This is a genomic window from Cytobacillus citreus, assembly GCF_018343665.1.
Taxonomy (GTDB): domain Bacteria; phylum Bacillota; class Bacilli; order Bacillales; family Cytobacillaceae; genus Cytobacillus; species Cytobacillus citreus.
Window position 1 is genome coordinate 680,510 of sequence record NZ_JAGYPM010000003.1, and the last position, 21,770, is coordinate 702,279.

Annotated in this window: 15 protein-coding genes, 1 tRNA gene and 1 other annotated feature; all 16 genes read right to left on the bottom strand. The window is 38.3% G+C overall.

Annotated features, from left to right (window positions below; genetic code table 11):
* Nucleotides 1-267 precede the first annotated feature (267 nt).
* The 16 genes from yihA to KHA94_RS15070 all read right to left on the bottom strand — a co-directional run bounded on the left by yihA (nucleotide 268) and on the right by KHA94_RS15070 (nucleotide 21,753).
* Nucleotides 268-849, bottom strand: coding sequence for a ribosome biogenesis GTP-binding protein YihA/YsxC (gene yihA / locus KHA94_RS14995; protein ID WP_213102926.1), 582 nt, complete (start codon nucleotides 847-849; stop codon nucleotides 268-270).
* Nucleotides 846-3,173: an endopeptidase La gene (gene lon, locus KHA94_RS15000; RefSeq protein ID WP_213102927.1), complete on the bottom strand. Its 2,328-nt coding sequence runs from the start codon at nucleotides 3,171-3,173 to the stop codon at nucleotides 846-848. The genes yihA and lon overlap by 4 nt, the downstream gene beginning before the upstream one ends.
* Before the next feature lie 610 nt (nucleotides 3,174-3,783).
* Nucleotides 3,784-5,451, bottom strand: coding sequence for an ATP-dependent protease LonB (lonB, locus tag KHA94_RS15005; protein ID WP_213102928.1), 1,668 nt, complete (start codon nucleotides 5,449-5,451; stop codon nucleotides 3,784-3,786).
* A gap of 538 nt (nucleotides 5,452-5,989) precedes the next feature.
* Nucleotides 5,990-7,255, bottom strand: coding sequence for an ATP-dependent protease ATP-binding subunit ClpX (gene clpX / locus KHA94_RS15010; protein ID WP_213102929.1), 1,266 nt, complete (start codon nucleotides 7,253-7,255; stop codon nucleotides 5,990-5,992).
* Between the two features lie 767 nt (nucleotides 7,256-8,022).
* Entirely contained in the window at nucleotides 8,023-9,306 is a 1,284-nt protein-coding gene (gene tig, locus KHA94_RS15015; RefSeq protein WP_213102930.1) for a trigger factor, read from the bottom strand.
* 161 nt (nucleotides 9,307-9,467) lie between these two features.
* On the bottom strand, nucleotides 9,468-10,502 hold the full coding sequence (locus KHA94_RS15020; RefSeq protein ID WP_213102931.1) for a tetratricopeptide repeat protein: 1,035 nt from the start codon (nucleotides 10,500-10,502) through the stop codon (nucleotides 9,468-9,470).
* A gap of 273 nt (nucleotides 10,503-10,775) precedes the next feature.
* Nucleotides 10,776-11,369, bottom strand: coding sequence for a 3-isopropylmalate dehydratase small subunit (gene leuD / locus KHA94_RS15025; protein ID WP_213102932.1), 594 nt, complete (start codon nucleotides 11,367-11,369; stop codon nucleotides 10,776-10,778).
* A 48-nt stretch (nucleotides 11,370-11,417) separates the two neighbouring features.
* Nucleotides 11,418-12,830 carry a 3-isopropylmalate dehydratase large subunit gene (leuC, locus tag KHA94_RS15030; protein ID WP_213102933.1) on the bottom strand — a complete coding sequence of 471 codons (1,413 nt, stop codon included), beginning with the start codon at nucleotides 12,828-12,830 and terminating at the stop codon, nucleotides 11,418-11,420.
* A 654-nt stretch (nucleotides 12,831-13,484) separates the two neighbouring features.
* Nucleotides 13,485-14,597, bottom strand: a complete 1,113-nt coding sequence (gene leuB / locus KHA94_RS15035) for a 3-isopropylmalate dehydrogenase (protein ID WP_213102934.1) — start codon at nucleotides 14,595-14,597, stop codon at nucleotides 13,485-13,487.
* Between the two features lie 75 nt (nucleotides 14,598-14,672).
* On the bottom strand, nucleotides 14,673-16,214 hold the full coding sequence (locus tag KHA94_RS15040) for a 2-isopropylmalate synthase (protein ID WP_213102935.1): 1,542 nt from the start codon (nucleotides 16,212-16,214) through the stop codon (nucleotides 14,673-14,675).
* Nucleotides 16,201-17,223, bottom strand: a complete 1,023-nt coding sequence (gene ilvC, locus KHA94_RS15045) for a ketol-acid reductoisomerase (protein WP_213102936.1) — start codon at nucleotides 17,221-17,223, stop codon at nucleotides 16,201-16,203. Before ilvC ends, KHA94_RS15040 begins: the two co-directional genes overlap by 14 nt.
* A 160-nt stretch (nucleotides 17,224-17,383) precedes the next feature.
* On the bottom strand, nucleotides 17,384-17,902 hold the full coding sequence (gene ilvN, locus KHA94_RS15050) for an acetolactate synthase small subunit (protein ID WP_213102937.1): 519 nt from the start codon (nucleotides 17,900-17,902) through the stop codon (nucleotides 17,384-17,386).
* The gene (gene ilvB / locus KHA94_RS15055; protein WP_213102938.1) at nucleotides 17,899-19,620 is read right to left on the bottom strand and encodes an acetolactate synthase large subunit; all 1,722 of its coding nucleotides are present in this window, start codon (nucleotides 19,618-19,620) and stop codon (nucleotides 17,899-17,901) included. The genes ilvN and ilvB overlap by 4 nt, the downstream gene beginning before the upstream one ends.
* Before the next feature lie 82 nt (nucleotides 19,621-19,702).
* Nucleotides 19,703-19,959 (bottom strand) — a binding site (T-box leader).
* A gap of 433 nt (nucleotides 19,960-20,392) precedes the next feature.
* Nucleotides 20,393-20,469 (bottom strand) — tRNA-Arg (locus tag KHA94_RS15060).
* A 154-nt stretch (nucleotides 20,470-20,623) separates the two neighbouring features.
* Complete coding sequence (locus KHA94_RS15065) at nucleotides 20,624-21,145, bottom strand: metallophosphoesterase family protein (protein WP_213102939.1); 522 nt, start codon at nucleotides 21,143-21,145, stop codon at nucleotides 20,624-20,626.
* A 2-nt stretch (nucleotides 21,146-21,147) separates the two neighbouring features.
* Complete coding sequence (locus KHA94_RS15070) at nucleotides 21,148-21,753, bottom strand: XTP/dITP diphosphatase (protein ID WP_213102940.1); 606 nt, start codon at nucleotides 21,751-21,753, stop codon at nucleotides 21,148-21,150.
* Nucleotides 21,754-21,770: the final 17 nt, after the last annotated feature.

Genomic DNA, 21,770 nt, shown 5'->3' on the forward strand with positions numbered 1-21,770 from the left:
AATTAGTATTCTCACTTCATGTCCATGCCCCTCGCCTGCTGACCTGCCAGATGCTGAATAATAACCAAAAATCCTGCAATCCTCTCTAGATTCCCTATTTTCCGACAAGTTTTGTAGCATTTAGAAGTTTGGCTTTGTTAGATTAATAGAGTATAGAATTAAATTTTATAGAAATAATAAATATATAAGATATGATAGCAGTAGATTATTCTAAGCCAGGAAATGAAAAAACCCGCTACATTTTAATCATGTAACAGGTTTTATTCCTTACATATAGCTTTCCATAACAGACCATGCTTCATCCTTCCCTTGACCAGTTTCAGATGAAAAGAGAATGAGATGATCATTTGGATCAAGATCCAGTGTTTCCTTTGTAATTTTTATATGCTTTTGCCACTTCGACTTAGGAATTTTATCAGCCTTCGTCGCGATGATGATGCATGGAATTTCATAATGCTTTAAAAAATCATACATCATCGTATCATCCTGTGTTGGGGGATGCCGTAAATCAACGATTAAAACGACAGCCTTTAGCTGCTCTCTCGTCGTTAAATACGTTTCGATCATTTTGCCCCATGCTTCGCGTTCCTTTTTTGAAACTTTTGCATAGCCATAGCCGGGAACATCGACAAAATGTAAAATTTCATTAATGATGAAAAAGTTCAATGTTTGCGTTTTTCCTGGTTTCGATGAAGTTCTTGCCAAGCTCTTTCGATTTAACATTTTATTGATAAAAGAGGATTTTCCAACATTGGATCTTCCCGCTAATGCAAACTCAGGCAAAGTCTGATCAGGGTATTGATCAGGCTTTACCGCACTAATAACGATTTCCGCTGAATTCACTTTCACTCTTGGACACCACCTGACAGTGCATGCTTTAATACTTCATCTATATGCGAGACTAGGACAAAATCAAGATCGTCTCTTACACTTTCAGGAATATCATCAATATCCTTCTCATTATCTTTCGGAAGAATAATTTTTGTTAATCCTGCTCGATGAGCACTTAATGTTTTTTCCTTCACACCACCAATTGGCAGAACTCGTCCTCGCAATGTAATTTCTCCTGTCATTCCAACCTCTTTCCGAATCGGATTTCCTGAGAGTGCTGATACTAGTGCAGTAGCAATCGTAATACCTGCTGACGGACCATCTTTAGGTACTGCTCCTTCTGGCACATGAATATGGATATCATATTTTTCATGGAAACCTTCTTCAATTCCGAGTTCAACTGCTTTTGATCGTACATAGCTAAATGCAGCTTGAGCTGATTCTTTCATGACATCTCCAAGCTTCCCTGTGAGCACAAGCTTTCCTTTTCCTGGTGAAAGGGAAACTTCAATCTGAAGTGTATCTCCACCAACTGTCGTGTAAGCAAGACCAGTTGCAACACCAATTTGATCTTCAAACTCTGCTTGCCCATAACGAAACTTTGGCTTGCCTAAAAAATCTTCAATATTCTTCTCGGAAATGATGACTTTTTTCTTCTCGCCCGCAACAATTATTTTCGCTGTTTTACGGCAAATGGTTGCTAATTGGCGTTCTAGACCACGGACTCCCGCTTCCCTTGTATAAAATCGAACAACCTTTTGAAATGCCTCATCACGAATTTGAAGCTGAGATTTCGTCAAACCATGCTCTTTAATTTGCTTTGGTAATAGGTGGTCTTTAGCAATATGAACTTTTTCTAGCTCTGTGTACCCTGCGATCGTAATAATCTCCATCCGGTCACGAAGAGGTCCTGGGATTGTTGATAAGTCATTTGCTGTTGCAATAAACATTACTTTAGAAAGATCATAGGTTTCTTCAATATAATGATCGCTAAAGTTATGATTTTGTTCAGGGTCTAAGACTTCTAGCATCGCTGAAGATGGATCACCGCGAAAATCACTCGACATCTTATCAATTTCATCAAGCAAAAACACTGGATTTATCGTTCCAGCTTTCTTCATTCCTTGAATAATCCGGCCAGGCATTGCACCTACATATGTTCTTCTATGACCGCGAATTTCCGATTCATCACGAACACCGCCAAGGGAAATACGAACGAAATTTCTGTTAAGTGATGTAGCAATAGAACGCGCTAAGCTTGTTTTCCCTACGCCTGGCGGTCCTGCTAGACAGAGAATCGGTCCTTTTAGTGAATTAGTTAGCTTTTGAACGGCTAAATATTCAAGTACACGCTCTTTTACGTTTTCAAGACCATAATGATCATTGTTTAAAATACGCTCAGCTTTATGAATGTCTATATCATCTTCAGTCGCTTTAATCCACGGTAAGGAAATGAGCCACTCTATATAATTACGAATGACCCCGCTTTCTGCTGAACTTGAAGGAATTTTTTCGTATCTTTCAAGTTCCTTCAATGCAGTCAATTGAACATGTTCAGGCATACCAGCCTTTTCAATCTTTTCGGTAAGATCAGCAATTTCACCTGTCTTTCCTTCCTTGTCCCCAAGTTCTTTCTGAATAGCTTTCATTTGTTCGCGCAAATAATATTCCTTTTGCGTACGCTCCATGGATTTCTTAACACGCTGGCCAATTTTCTTTTCTAAATTTAATACTTCTCTTTCGTTATGAATGATTTCTATAACACGATTCATACGGTCTTTTACATTAAATGTTTCTAAAATATCCTGCTTTTCCTTAAGCTTCAAAGGTAAATGAGATGAAATAATATCGGCCATTCGGCCAGGTTCTTCAATATCTGCAACAGCTGAATATGTTTCTGCTGACACTTTTTTTGATACCTTTATGTATTGTTCAAAGTACTCGAGCATCGTGCGCATTAATGCTTGATCCTCGACATCCTTTGTTAGCTTTTCATCAAACACTTCTATACTTACAGCAAAGTGGTTTGCTTCATCTTTAAAATCAATAATTTGCGCTCTTTTTAGCCCTTCTACTAATACCCGAATGGTCCCATTCGGCAGCTTGAGCATTTGTTTAACACGCGTTAATGTTCCTATATTGTATAGATCCTCTTCTGCTGGTTCGTCTATAGATATTTCTTTCTGCGTAGTTAGGAAAATTAAATGGTCATCTACCATCGCTTTTTCGAGAGCCTCTACCGACTTTTCTCGGCCCACATCTAAGTGGAGTACCATTGTCGGATAAACAAGTAAACCCCGAAGCGGCAGGAGGGGGACGATGATTTCTTTCTTTTTCGCCAAACCAAAAGCACCTCCATATTACATATCTTTATTAGCATAATGTAAAACTTCCATCAGCGAGGGATCCCTAATCCACACTGATTATCAGTTGAACTTATCACATTCAGAACGCCACTTCATGTGGCATTCGCCTAACTAGGACATCCTCAAAAAAGCTATCGCTTTTCCTTCTTGCGATGCTAATGGAATTGAAGCCTTCTTTGTCCTGACTGTCGTTGGGCCTTTACAGTCAGCTGAGTCCCCTACTTTTAATTCTTAGTTTTACTTACATCTTGAAGTGGGGGATAACTGCCTGTTACTAAGTGATAATTTTGCTAATATTTTCTTTGTACAATTCTAACTTATTTATGTGACACTGTCTAATAAGAAAAGCAGAAACGCCATTGAATGGAACACCAACTAAAGACAGCCATCTCATGTGGCGAACCTCGTGGTCAGCACAATCTTGTGTTTGTTACTACGACAAACACAAGACGAGCCCTGCAGGAAAACGCACTTTGCCTTCAGTAAGGGCTTGGCTTGGCTAGACTTTATGAAAAGTGAAAACCTTTTTGTACATAAATAAAACTCCGGCTTAGAATACATATTTATAAGCCGAAGTTTAGCCACCCTAAATGCTTTCTTTTTTTGCCAATTCTATTGAAGCAGTGATGGATTGTTCCCGATTGAAGTTCTTAATTAATGCAAGGTCAAAAACTTCTTTTAAATGGCTTACAGGGATTATGTTAATTCCTGTTATATCTTTCAATATAGATTGCATATTTTCTTTTGGAATAATTACGGTTTTTGCTCCAGCTCTTTTCGCTGCCTTCACCTTAGGATAGATTCCACCAACCGGTTTGACATACCCATGGATACTAATTTCTCCAGTCATTGCAAATGTATGGTCAATAGGGTATTTATAGATGGCTGAGTATATCCCACTCGCCATTGCTATCCCTGCTGAAGGACCATCTATCGGAATCCCTCCTGGAAAATTAACATGAATATCATAGTCATCAGCTGGAACTCCCATTGAACGAAGAACTGTAATGACATTTTCAATCGATCCTCTTGCCATACTCTTTCTACGAATCGATTTACCTTGGCCTCCAATACTTTCTTCTTCTACGATTCCGGTAATATTAATACTGCCCTTTTCTCTCGCTGGAATAACGGTTACCTCTATTTCGAGGAGAGCACCTGTATTTGGACCGTAAACAGCTAGACCATTCACTAGCCCAACCTCTGAGTTTGAATTAATTTTTCTTTCCATTCTTGGTGTAAGCTGGCTAGATTGAATAACCCATTCAATCTCTTCATCTTTAATATAACTTCTGTCCTCGGTAATAGCTAGTCCTGCAGCAATTTGAATCATATTAACAGCTTCACGGCCATTTCGTGCATAGGAAGATAATATCATTAATCCATTATCACTAATCGAAAGATTAACCTTTTCAGCCGCTTTTCTTCCAACTTCCACTATTTCTTCTTCCATCAATTCCCTGAAAAAAACTTCCATACATCTAGAGCGAATAGCAGGAGGAATTTCATTCGGCGTTCTTGTAGTTGCCCCTATCAGTCTAAAATCAGCTGGGAGGCCATTTTTAAAAATATCATGTATATGACTAGGAATTTGCGTATTTTCTTCATTGTAATAAGCACTTTCAAGAAATACTTTCCGATCTTCTAATACTTTTAATAATTTGTTCATTTGTATTGGATGCAGCTCCCCAATCTCATCAATAAACAAAACACCACCATGGGCGTTTGTTACGGCCCCTTGTTTAGGCTGAGGGATTCCCGCTTGTCCCATTGCTCCAGCACCCTGGTATATCGGATCATGGACCGAACCTATTAATGGGTCGGCAATTCCTCTTTCATCAAAACGGGCAGTTGTTGCATCCAATTCGATAAACACCGATGACAGCTTAAATGGAGATTTTGCCGTTTTTTTCGCTTCTTCTAATACAAGTCTTGCCGCAGCTGTTTTTCCAACCCCTGGTGGACCATAAATGATAACATGCTGAGGGTTTGGACTACATAAGGCAGCTTTTAATGATTTAATCCCATCTTCCTGGCCGACTATGTCTGCAAAGCTAGATGGACGAACTTTTTCTGCTAATGGCTCAGTTAAAGAGATGGATCTCATTTTTTTCAATTGGTCCATTTCTTTTTTCGATTCCCGATCAATAGACACTTTTTGTGTTCGCTGATTTTTAAGCAAATTCCAGAAATATAGGCCTATCACAATACCAAAAAACAATTGAATAAATAAGGCGATCCCCGTCCAACTCATACGTTTCCCTCCTGCATAATAGTTCTCGCTGATATATGCTAGTATCTCCCTCACTGAGTTGGAATAATCAAGTTTTTAATGTAAAAAGATGGAGGTGGTTAGAAAAGAGGAAGCGACTCGATGATGTGAAGATAAGTACAATTGAGTAAGTAACTGATTTCAAAGGGCACCTATGCTGGGTACACCGCAAAAAACAAAAGCCAAACCGAAATTGGTTTGGCTTTGTTACACGTTAAGAAAGTATAAATTATCCAGCACAGAAGATGATTCGACACAGTTGCCAATTTTAGGAATTAAGTGCGACGGACAGGACAAGGAAGACTTCATTAGCATTCACATCGCACGAAGGAAAAGCGATAGCTTTTACGAGGATGTCCTAGTCGGGCGAATGCCACAGGATTAGAAAAGCTTCGTCAGAGATACATCGCACGACCAAAGAGAAGCTTTTGGGAGGACGTGGCATGTATGAGCGCGATAAGCGCAACTACGCCTCTGTCTTCGCCTTTTCAAGGCTCGCCAATCGGCGAGTTTTCTTTATTTATGCTGATGTTTTTCGTTCTTCGTTAACTATTGTCCCATCCTCTAGAATTAGCTTAGGAGACGTATTATCAATGACTGCTTCTTTTGTAATGATACATTTTTTAATATCATCACGAGATGGGAGCTCAAACATTACGTCAAGCATGATTCCTTCAATAATTGAACGTAAGCCACGCGCTCCAGTTTTACGTTCAATTGCTCTTTTCGCAATTTCTACTAAAGCAGCTTCGTCAAATTCAAGCTCAACGTCATCAAGTTCAAGCATCTTTTGATATTGCTTAACTAACGCATTTTTAGGTTTTGTAAGAATTTCGATTAATGCTTCTTCATCAAGCGGAGTTAGGCTGGAAATAACCGGCAAACGTCCGATGAATTCAGGTATTAATCCGAATTTTAATAAATCCTCAGGAAGTACCTTTGATAATAAATCTTTTTGTTCTACTTCATTTTGTTTTGGGTCAGAGCCGAAGCCAATTACTTTTTGACCAAGACGGCGTTTAATTATTTGCTCGATGCCATCAAAAGCACCACCGCAAATAAATAAAATATTAGTTGTATCAATTTGAATAAATTCTTGGTGTGGATGTTTACGTCCTCCTTGAGGTGGGACGCTGGCTACTGTGCCCTCTAAAATTTTTAACAAAGCTTGCTGAACCCCTTCACCTGACACATCTCTTGTGATAGAAGGATTTTCTGATTTACGAGCAACTTTATCGATTTCATCGATATAGATAATGCCTTTTTCCGCTTTTTCTACATCATAGTCAGCAGACTGAATAAGCTTTAAAAGTATATTCTCAACATCCTCACCAACGTATCCAGCTTCAGTTAATGAAGTTGCATCTGCTATCGCAAATGGTACATTTAATATACGTGCAAGTGTTTGTGCAAGTAATGTTTTCCCACTTCCTGTAGGTCCAATCATGGCGATATTACTTTTGGATAGCTCGACATCATCGATTTTACTATTAGAATTAATACGCTTGTAATGATTGTAGACAGCTACAGATAAAGATTTTTTAGCCTGTTCTTGGCCGATAACGTATTCATCAAGAATATCACGAATTTCTGATGGCTTCGGTACATCTTTGAATTCTACTTCTTCCTCAGTGCCAAGCTCCTCTTCTACAATTTCAGTGCATAATTCAATACATTCATCACATATATATACGCCAGGACCAGCAACTAGTTTGCGTACTTGATCCTGTGTTTTCCCACAGAAAGAACACTTTAATTGCCCTTTTTCATCATTAAATTTAAACAAATCCTTCACCCCTTGGAAAACTTCAAATCATTAAATATACTCTGTGCATCATATGCAAACTAAATTGGTTTTTTAGCTTTATTATGGTCAAGAAAATAATACTTTTCTCGAATTAGAGAACTGTCTATCTCATGTCTTCTTTTTTGTTATGTATTGCATTGTAACACATTTACACATTGGACAGGAAATGAAAGCTCTTATAAACATGATCGTTATGTAATACCTGCTTACATAGTGGATTCACAGCTAATGCGCAGCTAAAAATATTCCCAATAAGCTAAGCTTAACCATTATTAATCAAATTAAGTCGATTTAATTTATCCAAAAACTTCATATGTATTTTATATGTTAAAGATCGGTGATATTTGGCAATTAGAGATTAAAATTAATTCCTAATCAAATGAAAATTCTAAATATGTATTCCCTGCTATTAAAAACTTGAATATATGTATGTCTATTGTATAAAACAAGGCACGATCATATCGCGCCTTGTTCATTATGATTGTCTCTGTATCTGCTTTTCTTTGTCTAGCTACGCCTTCTTGCCACTCGAGGTCATAAGCCAATCCGTCAAGAAGGTTAAAGAACAACCTTCCTGCCGGCTCGACTTATGCTTGTCGTGGCAGAACAGTCGGCTCCGCTTTTCTTTGTCTAGCTACGCCTTCTTGCTACTCGAGGTCATAAGCCAATCCGTCAAGAAGGTAAAGAACAACCTTCCTGCCGGCTCGTCTTATGCTTGTCGTGGCAGAACAGTCGGCTCCGCTTTTCTATATAGTTTTGCTGTTTTCTACAAGGAATTCAACTGCTTTTTTAATTTGAAGGTCTGCTTTAACACCTTCTAAGCTGCCAAGCGCTTGTTGAATACTTTCAACTGTCATGTTATACATTTCTGACATTTTAGTAAGCTCAGCATTTACTTCTTCATCAGTTACTTCAATCTTTTCAGCTTTAGCGATTTCTTCTAATGTTAAGTTAACACGAACGCGTTTTTCAGCTTCTTCTTTCATTTGCTCGCGTAATGCATTTTGATCTTGACCTGAGAATTGGAAGTAAAGATCAAGGTTCATTCCTTGCATTTGAAGACGCTGTTCAAATTCTTTCACCATACGGTCAACTTCTGTATCAACCATGACTGAAGGTAGATCAATTTCTGCATTATTTGTAGCTTGTTCTACTACAGTATCTTGTACAAAATGCTCAGACTCATGCTTTTTGCTGTCAACTAAGCGCGTTTTTACTTTTTCTTTAAGCGCTTCTAAAGATTCAACTTCCTCGTCTACATCTTTTGCAAACTCGTCATCTAGTTCAGGAAGTTCTTTTGTTTTGATTTCATGTAGAGTCACTTTGAATACAGCAGGCTTACCAGCTAATTCAGCAGCATGATATTCTTCTGGGAATGCTACTTCCACATCTTTAGATTCGCCAGAAGCTGTACCTACTAATTGATCTTCAAATCCTGGGATGAATTGTCCAGAACCAAGTTCAAGCGAGAAGTTTTCAGCTTTGCCGCCTTCAAAAGCTTCTCCGTCAACAAATCCTTCAAAGTCAATTACAACTGTATCGCCATTTTCAGCTTTTCCTTCTTCTCTTACAACAAGTTCAGCCTGTTTTTCTTGCATAGACTTTAATTCATTATTAACATCTTCTTCAGTTACTTCTGTATTGAATTTTTCCACTTCAATACCTTTGTAATCGCCAAGTTTTACTTCAGGCTTTAATGTAACTTTTGCTGTAAAAATTAAGCTTTTGCCCTTTTCAATTTGCTCAACATCGATTTCAGGGCGATCTACTGGCTCAATTCTAGTTTCTTCAATTGCATCTGCGTATGCGTTAGGAAGTAGGAAATCAATTGCATCTTGGTAAAGTGACTCTACGCCGAAACGTTTTTCAAACATTCCACGAGGCATTTTTCCTTTACGGAATCCTGGTACATTAATTTGTTTTACCACTTTTTTAAATGCAGCGTCTAATCCTTCAGATACTTTCTCTGCATCTACTTCAATTGTAAGAACTCCAAGGTTCCCTTCAAGCTTTTCAAATTTTGCAGACATATGATTATTTCCCTCCAACAATCTATTAGCATTTCATTCGTAACGAATTGGTATTGATACAGCTTGATTTTCAAGCATTATCATTTTTTTACATAATAAATACCATTTACATATACAACCATTATATTATAACATATGAACCCGAGCTTTCAACAAAGAACCTATAAATTGGTGGATGAAATTTCTTCTATTTTCATTAAAATTAATCCTGCTCTTATCAATTCTTCTTCTTTGACTTGATAACGCTGTGAGAGCTCTTCCAGTGATTGCGATAAACCAAGATACTCTGACGCAAGAGAGTGGTAGGCTGCCCCCCAAACTTCATCCTTAAAAGGTTCTAGCTGAAATGGGTATATAATGAGATTATGTCGAGCTATTAAACTTTTTATATGTTCATATAGGATCGGGTCTTCATGTTCAAGTTGATTTCCTACAACCTGAAGCAGGCTTTTCATCTGTTTCTGTTCATGAACTCCTAGCAGATTGGCCGGTTTAATCGCCTGTTTTCTGTCAAGCTTTTCTACAATTATTTCCTTCTCATATTCATGTTCTGTTAAAACATTTAAAAGGATGGTTTTAAAGAATGGTTGCCCTTCTTTTAACTGAAGATATGATTTAATTTCATCGATAAAGGGTCTTATATTCCGTTCTGCTAGCTGGGCTGCGATCATGATCTGCTCTTGTTGATCCTTAATTGATATAAGGTTTAGCTCCAGATGATTAGGCTCAGGTTCATAAGCAGGATCTTCAACAAATCCTATCTCTTGATTTGATTCTATCATCTTTTTGCTGAATTCAAGCAATCGTGTAAAATGTTCAAGTTTGTCATGCGGAATTTCTTTTTCTTCTATTAATATTTCAATCGTAGCAACAATTTCATCATATTGATGTAATTGTACAAGAATCATTAAGTATAGATCAATAATTTGAATATAATCTCCTAGCCCCTCTTGGAGCATGCTATTTGCTAATTGTTTTGCTTCAGAAAGACGGCCGGCTTCAAAATAAGCAAGAACAAGACCAATATGGATATCATTATTATTTTGCTCTAATGCCATTGCCCCTTCAAGAAATTCAATAGCTTCCAGATATTTTTTTTGTTGTAGACATTCTAATCCTTTTTCCATAAGCCTTTTTTCTAGATCGGGAAAAAGAATAATTTTATCATTTAGTTTTTTCCGATCTCGTTTTTTCATAATCGTCACGCCTCTAATGTATTTTTTGGCTTTTTTGCAAACCTTTTTTACAGAATAATTTAAAACACTTTTTTATGTAGTTTAGCACGGGATTTTCGAAAAAACAAAAAGATTCACTGTGCAGTCCGCGAATCTTTTTGACTAATAGAAATGATAAAATTTTCAAACGTACAAATGTGAATTTGTATTTCGATATAGTATCTGGAAAAAAGATTTCATCAGAATAACTAGGCATTCGCCAAAAAGTCTTGGCAAACGGCAAGTTTATCTAATTTACGAAAAGACACCACCCGATTTTTCAAACTCCGAAATTTTTTCTTCTAGTTGAAGAGTGATCTCAATTTCATCCCAGCCATTCAATAGCATGCTCTTCCAATAACCATTAATTGGAAATGCCGTTAAAAAACCATTATTATCTGAAATTGTTTCATTTTCTAAATCAACTTTTAATTGATAAGGTTGTTCTTTTGCTTTTAAAAATAAATAATTTACCTCTTCGGTTTGTAATTTAATTGGGAGCATACCGTTCTTTAAACAGTTTTGATGAAAAATATCTGCAAAAGAAGGTGCTATTACCACTCTAAATCCATAATCCAACAAAGCCCATGGTGCATGTTCCCTTGAAGAACCGCATCCAAAATTCTCATTGGCGATTAATATAGAGGCATTTTGATTTTCAGGCTGATTTAATTCAAAGTCAGGATTAAGCTCTCCATTTTTCAAAAAACGCCAATCATAGAATAAATATTGACCAAAGCCTGTTTTTTCTATTCTTTTTAAAAATTGCTTAGGAATAATCTGATCAGTATCAACATTTGCCCTGTCAAGAGCTACTGCTTTCCCCTCAAAAACTTTAAAGCCACTCATATACAATTCCTCCTATTTCGATTAGCAACGATACCGCATTTACTTTTCTTAAACTGTTTCAGCAGCACTCATGGCACCCACATCTACGAATCGGCCATAAACGGCTGCTGCTGCTGCCATGGCAGGACTAACCAAGTGTGTTCTTGCACCAAACCCTTGACGGCCTTCAAAATTCCGGTTAGAGGTTGATGCACAATGTTCTCCACTTGGGACAATATCATTGTTCATACTTAAGCACATACTGCAGCCTGAATCACGCCATTCAAAGCCTGCCTGCTTAAAAATGACATCAAGCCCTTCTGATTCTGAGAGCTTCTTTACAGCTTGCGAACCAGGTACGACCAGCGCCCTCACAGTTGGATGAACCTTATTCCCTCTTGCAATACTTGCAGCCTGTCGTAAATCTTCAATTCTAGAATTTGTACATGATCCAATAAAAACATGCTGAATCCTAATATCCTCGATTTTTTGCCCTTCCTGCAGTCCCATATAGGCTAAAGCTCTTTCAAGGGATTTTTTTTCTAATTCAGAACTGCAATCATTGATGGTCGGAATTTTTTCATTTATTTTTCCTGTCATTGACGGGTTCGTTCCCCAGCTTACCATTGGGGCAATATCATTGGCATCTATACAAATTTCCCTATCATAGGAGGCATCATCATCTGATGCAAGCTCTTCCCATTTTTTTACTGTCAGAGAGAAATCCTCATCTTTTGGTGCGTATCTTCTTCCTTTTATATAGGAGAAAGTTGTTTCATCAGGACTAACTAGACCTGCACGAGCCCCTCCTTCAATAGACATATTGCAGATCGTCATTCTTTCTTCCATTGACATCCTTCTAATTGTATCACCACAGTATTCGACGACATGACCTGTACCAAAATCTATCCCATATTTCGCGAGTATATATAGTATGACATCTTTTGCTGTCACGCCTTTTCTAAGACTGCCGTTAATTTCAAGCTTTAATGTTTTAGGCTTTATTCTCCAAATGGTCTGGGTTGCTAATACATGTTCAACTTCGCTTGTCCCAATACCAAAAGCGATAGATCCAAAAGCACCATGGGTGGAAGTATGGCTATCTCCACAAACGATCGTCATGCCTGGCTGTGTCAAGCCTAGCTCAGGTCCAATGACATGGACAATTCCTTGATCGGGGCTGTCAATACCAGCTAATTGAATACCAAACTCTGAGCAATTCTTTTCTAAAGTTGTCATCTGATTTAATGCGACAGAATCATTAATCTCATATCGATTATCTGTTGGAATATTATGGTCGACTGTAGCAAAAGTTTTATCTGGCCTTCTCACCTTTCTATTTTTCATTCTTAAACCTGAAAATGCTTGTGGAGAAGTAACCTCATGGACTAAATGAAGATCGATATACAATAAATCCGGTTTCCCCTCCTCCTGATGAACAACATGCTTCTCCCATATTTTATCAATAATTGATTTTCCCATACTATTCCTCCTCCTTTTAAAAGAAACACGACCAAAAAGCTGGCCGTGTCACTTTCAGTTTTCTAATTATAAGCCTTAAGGCGATTACGCTTCTCTATTGTCTAGCTCCAGCGCCTAGGGGCTCGCCGATTAAGACGCCACGTCCTGTGGCAAAATCGGCACTAGGACTTCCTGTCCGTCGGAGGTCATAAGTCAATCCATCAAGAAGGTTAAAGAACAACCTTCTCGCTGGCTCGCCTTATGCTTGTCGCCCCTGAGCAAGGCGCTAACGCTTTTCTATTTGTCTAGCTCTAGCGCCTAGGGGCTCGAGGTCATAAGTCAATCCATCAAGAAGGTTAAAGAACAACCTTCTCGCTGGCTCGCCTTATGCTTGTCGCCCCTGAGCAAGGCGCTTACGCTTTTCTATTTGTCTAGCTCCAGCGCCTAGGGGCTCGAGGTCATAAGTCAATCCATCAAGAAGGTTAAAGAACAACCTTCTCGTTGGCTCGCCTTATGCTTGTCGCCCCTGAGCAAGGCGCTTACGCTTTTCTATTTGTCTAGCTCCAGCGCCTAGGGGCTCGAGGTCATAAGTCAATCCATCAAGAAGGTTAAAGAACAACCTTCTCGCTGGCTCGCCTTATGCTTGTCGCCCCTGAGCAAGGCGCTTACGCTTTTCTAGGCATAAGCACTCATGATGTTCAAAATTGCTTCATTGTCAAGTAGTGTTGCTTTAACTTCTTCTACCATTTCAGAGGTAGAGACTTTTTTCTTTCCAAATGACATAATGTCCGCCGTTCGATATCCTGCATCTAGAACTTGATTAACAGCCTGTTCAACCGCTTCAGCTTCTTCGTTCATTCCAAAAGATAGACGAAGCATCATTGCTGCAGAAAGAATCATCGCAATCGGATTCGCAACATTTTTACCTTCGATGTCTGGAGCAGAGCCATGAATTGGCTCGTATAAATATGGCCCTTTTTGTGAAAGGCTTGCTGAAGGCAGCATTCCTAATGATCCAGTAAGTACAGAAGCCTCATCACTTAAAATATCTCCAAACATATTTTCTGTGACAACAACATCGAATTGTTTCGGTTTTTTAATCATTTGCATCGCAGCATTATCCACTAACATATGCTCAAGAACGACTTCAGGATATTCCTTCCCTACCTCTTCTGCAACTTCTCTCCACATTCGACTAGATTCCAAAACATTAGCTTTATCAACAGAAGTTACTTTGCCTTTTCTTGTTTTTGCAAGCTCAAATGCAAGTTTAATGACTCTTTCCATTTCCTTTCTTTGATAATATAAAGTATCTACAACTGCATCTTCACCATTTTTCTTTGTTCGTTCACTTGGTTTCCCAAAGTATAAGCCACCTGTCAATTCCCTAACCATTACCATATCTACACCTTCAATTACTTCATTTCTAAGAGGTGAAGATTCAGCTAAACTTGGATAGTAATTAGTTGGCCTTAAATTAGCAAAGAGATTTAAGTCTTTACGAATTTTTAATAGACCACGCTCAGGACGGAGGTGGACAGGCTGACGATCCCATTTATATCCGCCAACTGCACCTAGTAAAACCGCATCGCTTTGTTTACATAGCTCAACAGTTTCATCGGGCAGCGGGGTGCCAACCGCATCAATTGCTTCTCCACCGATTTTTCCGTATTGAAAATAAAACTGGTGACCGAAACGTTCTGCAACAGCCTGTAAAACTTCAATCGCTCCTTTTACAACCTCTTTGCCGATTCCATCTCCTGGTAATACTGCGATACGCTTTTTCATCGTTATCCCTCCGTTGTATGATAGTGACCGCTTATGATTTTTTAGATTACTATTTCTATTAATATAGGATAAGTTTTACAGAGTTACACTTAACTCTGGATTTTTATCCTTCAAATAAATAACTCTATTCACTGCATTTAAATATGCTTTCGCTGATGCCTCCAGCACATCTTGCGCCAAGCCGCGTCCACTCGTTTCAAAATCCAAATACTTAAGTTTTACATAAACCTGTGCAAGAGCGTCCCTGCCAGCACCAACTGACTGAATTCGGTAATCTAATAGATTAATTGGGCCAGCCATGCACTTTTCAAGCGTATTATATAGTGCCTCGATACTTCCTGCACCAGTTCCCGCTTCTTGGATAACTTCTTTCTGCGCACCAGATAATGTGACAGTAGCAGTTGGTACTTGGTTTGTTCCGTATTGAATTTGAATTTGGATTAATTCATAGAAACGCTCTTCTTTCGATAGCTTTTCTTCCAATACGAGCGCTACTAAATCATCATCTGTCATTTCTTTTTTACGGTCGGCTAAATCTTTAAAAGCTGTAAACAACTCCTTAATATCCTCGTCAGTTATATTCAGTCCAAGTTCATTTAAGCGGTTCTTAAAAGCATGTCTTCCCGAATGTTTACCTAATACTAAAGAATTGGATTGGAATCCTACTAATTCTGGAGAAATAATTTCATAGGTTGTTTTCTCCTTTAAAACACCGTCCTGATGGATACCAGATTCATGTGCATAAGCATTTCTGCCAACAACTGCCTTATTGGCTGGGACGATCATTCCTGTAAGCTTACTGACAAGACTGCTTGTTCGGCTAACTTCTTGCAGATTTAGTCGAGTAGAAGCCTCATAAAAATCTTTTCTAATATGCAAGGCAACAGCAATTTCCTCAAGAGCGGCATTCCCTGCTCTCTCGCCAATTCCATTTATTGTTCCCTCAACTTGAGTAGCCCCATACTCCACTGCCGCTAATGAATTTGCAATCGCCATTCCTAGATCATCATGACAATGTGTAGATAATGACACTTTATCAATAGAAGAAACATGTTCTCTTAAATACTTAAAAATCTTTCCGTATTCTTCTGGTGTTCCGTATCCCACCGTATCCGGTATATTAATGACTCTAGCTCCTGCTTGAATCACTTTCTCTACTATTTCAGCTAAATATGGAAGCTCTGTTCTTGATGCATCCTCTGCAGACCATTGAACAATCGGAAATTTACTGGCTGCGTATTTTACAGTTTGAACTGCGGTTTCAATTACTTCCTCTTTCGACATTTTCAATTTATATTGACGGTGTATCGGTGATGTAGCAATGAACGTATGAAGCCTAGGTTCTGCTCCATTTTTTAGCGCTTCCCATGCGGCATCAATATCGGAAATTACCGCGCGGGCAAGACCTGTCACTGAACAATTTTTAACCATTTGTGCAATTTTTTGAACGGATGTAAAGTCTCCTTTAGATGCTGCCGGAAATCCCGCTTCAATGATATCCACATTCAATCTTTCCAGCTGTCTTGCAATTTCTATTTTTTCTGAAAGATTAAGATTGACACCGGCTGATTGCTCTCCATCTCTCAAGGTAGTATCGAATATTTTAATGTTTGGCACTTGCAACAACTTCTTTCTTCTTATCTTTATTGACAAATGGCATCATTTTTCTTAAATCTCTTCCTACTTGCTCAATAAGATGTTCCTTTTCACGTGCATTTATAGCATTAAAGACTGGGCGATTGGCCTGATTCTCTAAGATCCATCCCTTGGCAAATTTTCCATCTTGAATATCTTTTAGAATGGCTTTCATTTCATCTTTTACTCTTTCATCAACTACACGTGGGCCACTGACAAAATCTCCCCACTGAGCAGTATCAGAAATCGAATAGCGCATGCCTTCCAATCCGCCTTCATACATTAAATCTACAATCAGTTTTAATTCATGCAATGTTTCGAAATAGGCTAATTCCGGCTGATACCCTGCCTCGACTAATGTTTCAAATCCAGCTTTGACAAGAGATGTTAAACCTCCACACAGAACTGCTTGCTCTCCGAATAAATCTGTTTCTGTTTCCTCTTTAAAAGTTGTTTCTAACGCACCTGCTCTAAGTGCACCAATTGCTTTTGCATAAGCTAAAGCAAGCTCTTTTGCCTCACCTGTTACATCCTGATAGATGGCGAATAGTGCTGGAACACCAGCATCCTGCTCATATGTTCTTCTAACAAGGTGACCTGGCCCTTTTGGAGCAACAAGAAGCACATCACTTTCCTTTGGTGGTACAATTTGATTAAAGTGAACATTAAAACCGTGAGCAAACATTAGCGCTTGATTTGTTAAATTTGGTTCAATTTCTTCTTTATAAACTTTTGTCTGCAGCTCATCTGGCAAGAGAATCATCACGACATCTGCTTGAGCTGTCGCTTCCCCAACAGAGTATACTTGGAATCCATCTTCTACTGCCTTATCCCATGATTTACCCTTCCTGAGCCCAATGACAACCTCTACACCACTATCCCTCATATTTAGTGCGTGTGCATGACCTTGTGATCCATAGCCGATTACTGCTACTTTCTTTCCGTTTAAATATGCTGCGTTTGCATCTCCGTTATAATACATTTTTGCCATTTTTCTTCTCCCTCTCTTTGTTAAATAGTTTTTTTATTGGGTATGTTAAACTCCCATGTTGATTTCCGCGCAGGCGCTCCGATCAACTACAAATTAGCAATATCAACACTAAGCTGTAACACAGCCTTTTTTTAATAACTATATCGACGATTTAAGTTAGTTAAACAATCGAATATGCTTTAGTTTGGCTTACTGAAGGCTGTGTTCCTCGAGGGAAAGCTGTCGTTCCTGTTCTGGCAAGTTCTTTTATTCCGTATGGCTTAATTAGCTCAATGAATGCCTCGATCTTTTCTGATTCTCCAGTAATTTGAATAACAAGGCTATCCCTCCCCACATCAATGACATTTGCTCGAAATGGTTCAATTAAAGCATAAATTTCATTTCTTATTTGTGGAGTTGAAAGAACTTTAATTAAAGCTAATTCTCTTGCAACAATTGCTTGGTCACTAATATCAGTTACTTTTAAAACATCAATTTGCTTATTCAGCTGTTTCGTAATTTGTTCTGTTTCTCGTTCACTATCTACATGTATAACACAAGTAATTCTAGAAACGCCTTCATGTTCAGTAAGCCCCACAGAAATACTTTCAATATTATAATTTCGCTTGGAAAATAAATTTGTAATTCTATTTAATACCCCAGGGCGATTCAATACTGTCATACTAATCGTTCTTTTCAAGGCTTAGCACCTACCATTTCATGCAATCCTTTTCCTGGTGCGATCATTGGATATACATTTTCATTTGGATCAATTCTAAAATCTAGCAGAACTGGCTCACGATTATTTAAAACATCGTTTAATATTTCCTCTGCGTGATCCACTGAACTGATTACATAACCTTTGATATCATAGGCTTCAGCTAGTTTCACAAAGGAAGGCTGCACGGAGATTTTACTATGAGAAAAACGTGATTCATAAAAAAACTCTTGCCACTGACGAACCATTCCTAAAGAGTGATTGTTGAATATGCAAATCTTAATTGGAAGATTAAACTCCCTGATAACTGCAAGCTCTTGAGTCGACATTTGGAAACCAGCATCTCCAAGAACGGCAACTACACATGCATCAGGATCAGCAAACTGAGCTCCAATACTGGCTGGGAGGCCAAATCCCATCGTTCCTAATCCTCCTGAAGTTACCCACCTATCTGCTTGATTGAAACGATAATATTGTGCAGCCCACATTTGGTGCTGACCAACATCTGTTACAACAATAGCTTTACCTTCTGTTTTCTCGAAAAGCATTTCCATTGTCTTTTGAGGTTTTATAGAACCTTCGCTTGACTTGCCATAATAATAGGGGTATTCTTCCTGCCATTTTTGAATTTGTTCATGCCATTCCTTATTGGCAGGCGGCTTACCATCTTGCTGAATTAACTGCTTTAATGCTTCTTTTGCATCTGCTACAATCGGGATGGATGTTGGTACATTTTTACCAATTTCTGCTGGATCAATATCAATATGGGCAACAGTTGCATTTGGAGCGAAATGCTGTAAATTGCCTGTCAGTCGATCATCAAATCGTGCCCCTATATTAATTAATAAATCACATTCACTTAATCCCATATTTGATGCGTAACAACCATGCATCCCTGCTAACCCAACAAATAGTTTGTGATTTGCTGGAAATCCTCCTAAGCCTAGCAATGTATGAATAACCGGAATTTGTTGCTGCTCTGCATATCTCTTTAATTCATCTGATGCTTTTGCATGTAGGATACCTGCTCCAGCTAGTATTACTGGCTTTTTAGCCCCGCTAACCGCTTCTGTTAATTTACGAATTTGTAAATAGTTAGGATGAAGTGTCGGCTGATATCCAGGTAAGTTTATTTCTTGCTCTATCGGAGGTTTTGATACAAAAGCTGCAATGTCTTTTGGTATATCGATCAGTACTGGTCCAGGTCTTCCGCTTGATGCTATATAAAATGCCTCTTTAACAATCCTTGGAATGTCTTCTATGTTTCGTACTTGATAGTTATATTTTGTTATTGGGGTTGTAATCCCAAGAATATCTGCTTCTTGAAAAGCATCTGATCCGATGACACTTGTTGCCACCTGACCAGTGAAAACAACAAGTGGTAAGGAGTCCATCATGGCATCCGTTAGTCCTGTAACAATATTAGTAGCTCCTGGGCCTGATGTAGCGATGACAACTCCAGGCTTTCCTGAAATCCTTGCGTACCCCTCAGCTGCGTGAATTCCCCCCTGTTCATGTCTGGGTAATACGTGGAGAATTTTTGAATGATATAATTTGTCATAAATCGGTAAGACTGCTCCTCCTGGATATCCAAAAATCACTTCAACCTTTTCCTTCTCCAAGGCTTCTAATAACAGATCAGCACCTGTGACCAATTCTGTCTCAGCCTTTGTTTCTGTAAAGGCAGCATCCTGCAACATTCTAATTTAACCTCCTCTTTGTTCATTACTTAAATTCAATATAAAAAGCCCTTTCATCCCTCATACACCTACTTATACTAGGTAAAGGGATGAAAAGGCTTTAAAACCTGTTCCACGGTACCACCCTAAATTCACGCTATTAACGTGCACTTATGAACAGCTGAAATGCTGTTCGTTTTGATAACGGGTGGTAACACCCGACCAACTCTACTAAAAAGAATCTTTCAAGCTGATGCTCTGAGGCGAGTTCACTTTATGCAAGAATTACCGGCTTTCAGCAGCCGCCGGCTCTCTGTAAATTCCTATGCATAAGCTACTTATCCTCTTCTTTGCTTTTTTCAATATTCTTTATTTTTTTACCGCTTTAAACCATTGAATTTTTAGGTTAAAAAAAACTACTTGTTATAAAAGTTTGATAACCCAAAGGACTGTTTGTTATATTTTTGAATTATTTGTTTTCTTATATTGAGGACTATCTTACGCCCATTTTACTAAACCGTCAACACCTTATTTGTGAATTATTTGATAATTTTAATAAATCAGTTTTGTTGTATCCGCTTTCATTGTTGATATATATAAGATCAGATGCCTTTAAATTTTTTATATATTATTTTGTGAACAAAGGAAATTTTGAATTAAACTCCACCATTAGAGTCTTATTTTTGGGGAATGGCTATGTTAAACAATAGTCATTAACAAAGCCTTGAAAACAAAAAAACTCACCATAAAGGTGAGTAGATGTCGGTAGATATGTAACAATTTGATGTATAAATGGCGTCCCAGGAGAGATTCGAACTCCCGACCGACGGCTTAGAAGGCCGTTGCTCTATCCAGCTGAGCTACTGGGACATTAATAAATTTTTTAATTTTACATACTTTAAAAAATGTAATGTCACTTTCAAGGACAAGTTTTATTATATTAGACTAATAATCAAAAGTCAACATAAAATATAAAATATTTTATGAGGGAAGCTTTTTTCTTCCCTCAATAAGTATATGCCGTTTACTCTTTTTTTGGAAGTGAAAATTTCTGAGCTAATTCACTAATTTCTCCTTTCTCTAATTCAAATACACGGAGATTGATCTCAGCACTTTCTATTTCCAAAATAACATATGTCTTTTCTGTTCTCCCTCTAGGCTGTTTAATGCTCCCAGGATTGATGAATAGTATGTTATCGATCATTTCTGCACCAAGATAATGTGAATGGCCGAAACAAACAATACTGGCATCGAGTTCCTTTGCCCGATAGCATAGGTTCATTAATGTCGATTTTACAGAATAGCGGTGACCATGAGTAACTAATACTCTATGATCCCCAATATTTTCTACAAGATCCTCTGGAAAATTATTATCAAAATCACAATTTCCACGAACAACTGCAAATCCATTTAGGCACAGATCATTAGCGGCTAGCTCTGAATCGCCACAATGGATCATGAGATCAACTTCCATAGCATGCTTATCCTTAATCGAAGTTAAATCTTCGCTTAGTCTATGACTATCGCTTACAATTAAGAATTTCATATCTATTTTCCCTCTGAAAAGAGGATCGGAAGCTGACTTTCTAACTTTCGAAGAGCATGAGCGCGGTGACTAATTTGTGCTTTTTCTTCAGGATTTAGCTCAGCCATCGCTTTATCTTTTTCGATAACATAAAAAACGGGATCATAGCCAAATCCAAATGCACCTCTTTTTTCCCGTAAAATCATCCCTTCGCATGTCCCGGTGACAGTGAAGGTTTCTTGCCCAGGAGCTGCAACCGCTAATGCACAGTAAAATCTTGCCTGGCGTTCGTGATCGTCAACATTTTGCAATTCTCCCAACGCCTTGTCCATATTGGCTTCGTCATTTTTTTCTTCTCCTGCATACCTTGCTGAAAAAATTCCTGGCCTTCCATTAAGCGCATCGATTGCTAATCCAGAATCATCGGCAATGACCATTTTATTCAAAGCCCTCGAGATCGTTTCTGCTTTTAATATGGCATTTTCCTCAAACGTATTCCCTGTCTCTTCGACATCATGTAATTCTGGGAAATCTAATAGTGTTTTTACTTTATAGCCTAATGGTTGGAACATGTTTTCAAACTCTTTTGCTTTCCCAGCATTTTTTGTGGCAATGATTACTTCCTGCATTCTAAGCCTTCCTCTCC

Excerpts from the sequence above, each read along its gene's own strand:
- KHA94_RS15065 (WP_213102939.1), bottom strand. The coding sequence starts at position 21,145 with ATGAAATTCTTAATTGTAAGCGATAGTCATAGACTAAGCGAAGATTTA.
- leuC (WP_213102933.1), bottom strand. The coding sequence starts at position 12,830 with ATGGGAAAATCAATTATTGATAAAATATGGGAGAAGCATGTTGTTCAT.
- leuB (WP_213102934.1), bottom strand. The coding sequence starts at position 14,597 with ATGAAAAAGCGTATCGCAGTATTACCAGGAGATGGAATCGGCAAAGAG.
- tig (WP_213102930.1), bottom strand. The coding sequence starts at position 9,306 with ATGTCTGCAAAATTTGAAAAGCTTGAAGGGAACCTTGGAGTTCTTACA.
- KHA94_RS15070 (WP_213102940.1), bottom strand. The coding sequence starts at position 21,753 with ATGCAGGAAGTAATCATTGCCACAAAAAATGCTGGGAAAGCAAAAGAG.
- lonB (WP_213102928.1), bottom strand. The coding sequence starts at position 5,451 with ATGAGTTGGACGGGGATCGCCTTATTTATTCAATTGTTTTTTGGTATT.
- ilvB (WP_213102938.1), bottom strand. The coding sequence starts at position 19,620 with ATGTTGCAGGATGCTGCCTTTACAGAAACAAAGGCTGAGACAGAATTG.
- leuD (WP_213102932.1), bottom strand. The coding sequence starts at position 11,369 with ATGAGTGGCTTTAAAGTTTTTGAGGGGAAAGCAGTAGCTCTTGACAGG.
- ilvC (WP_213102936.1), bottom strand. The coding sequence starts at position 17,223 with ATGGCAAAAATGTATTATAACGGAGATGCAAACGCAGCATATTTAAAC.
- KHA94_RS15020 (WP_213102931.1), bottom strand. The coding sequence starts at position 10,502 with ATGAAAAAACGAGATCGGAAAAAACTAAATGATAAAATTATTCTTTTT.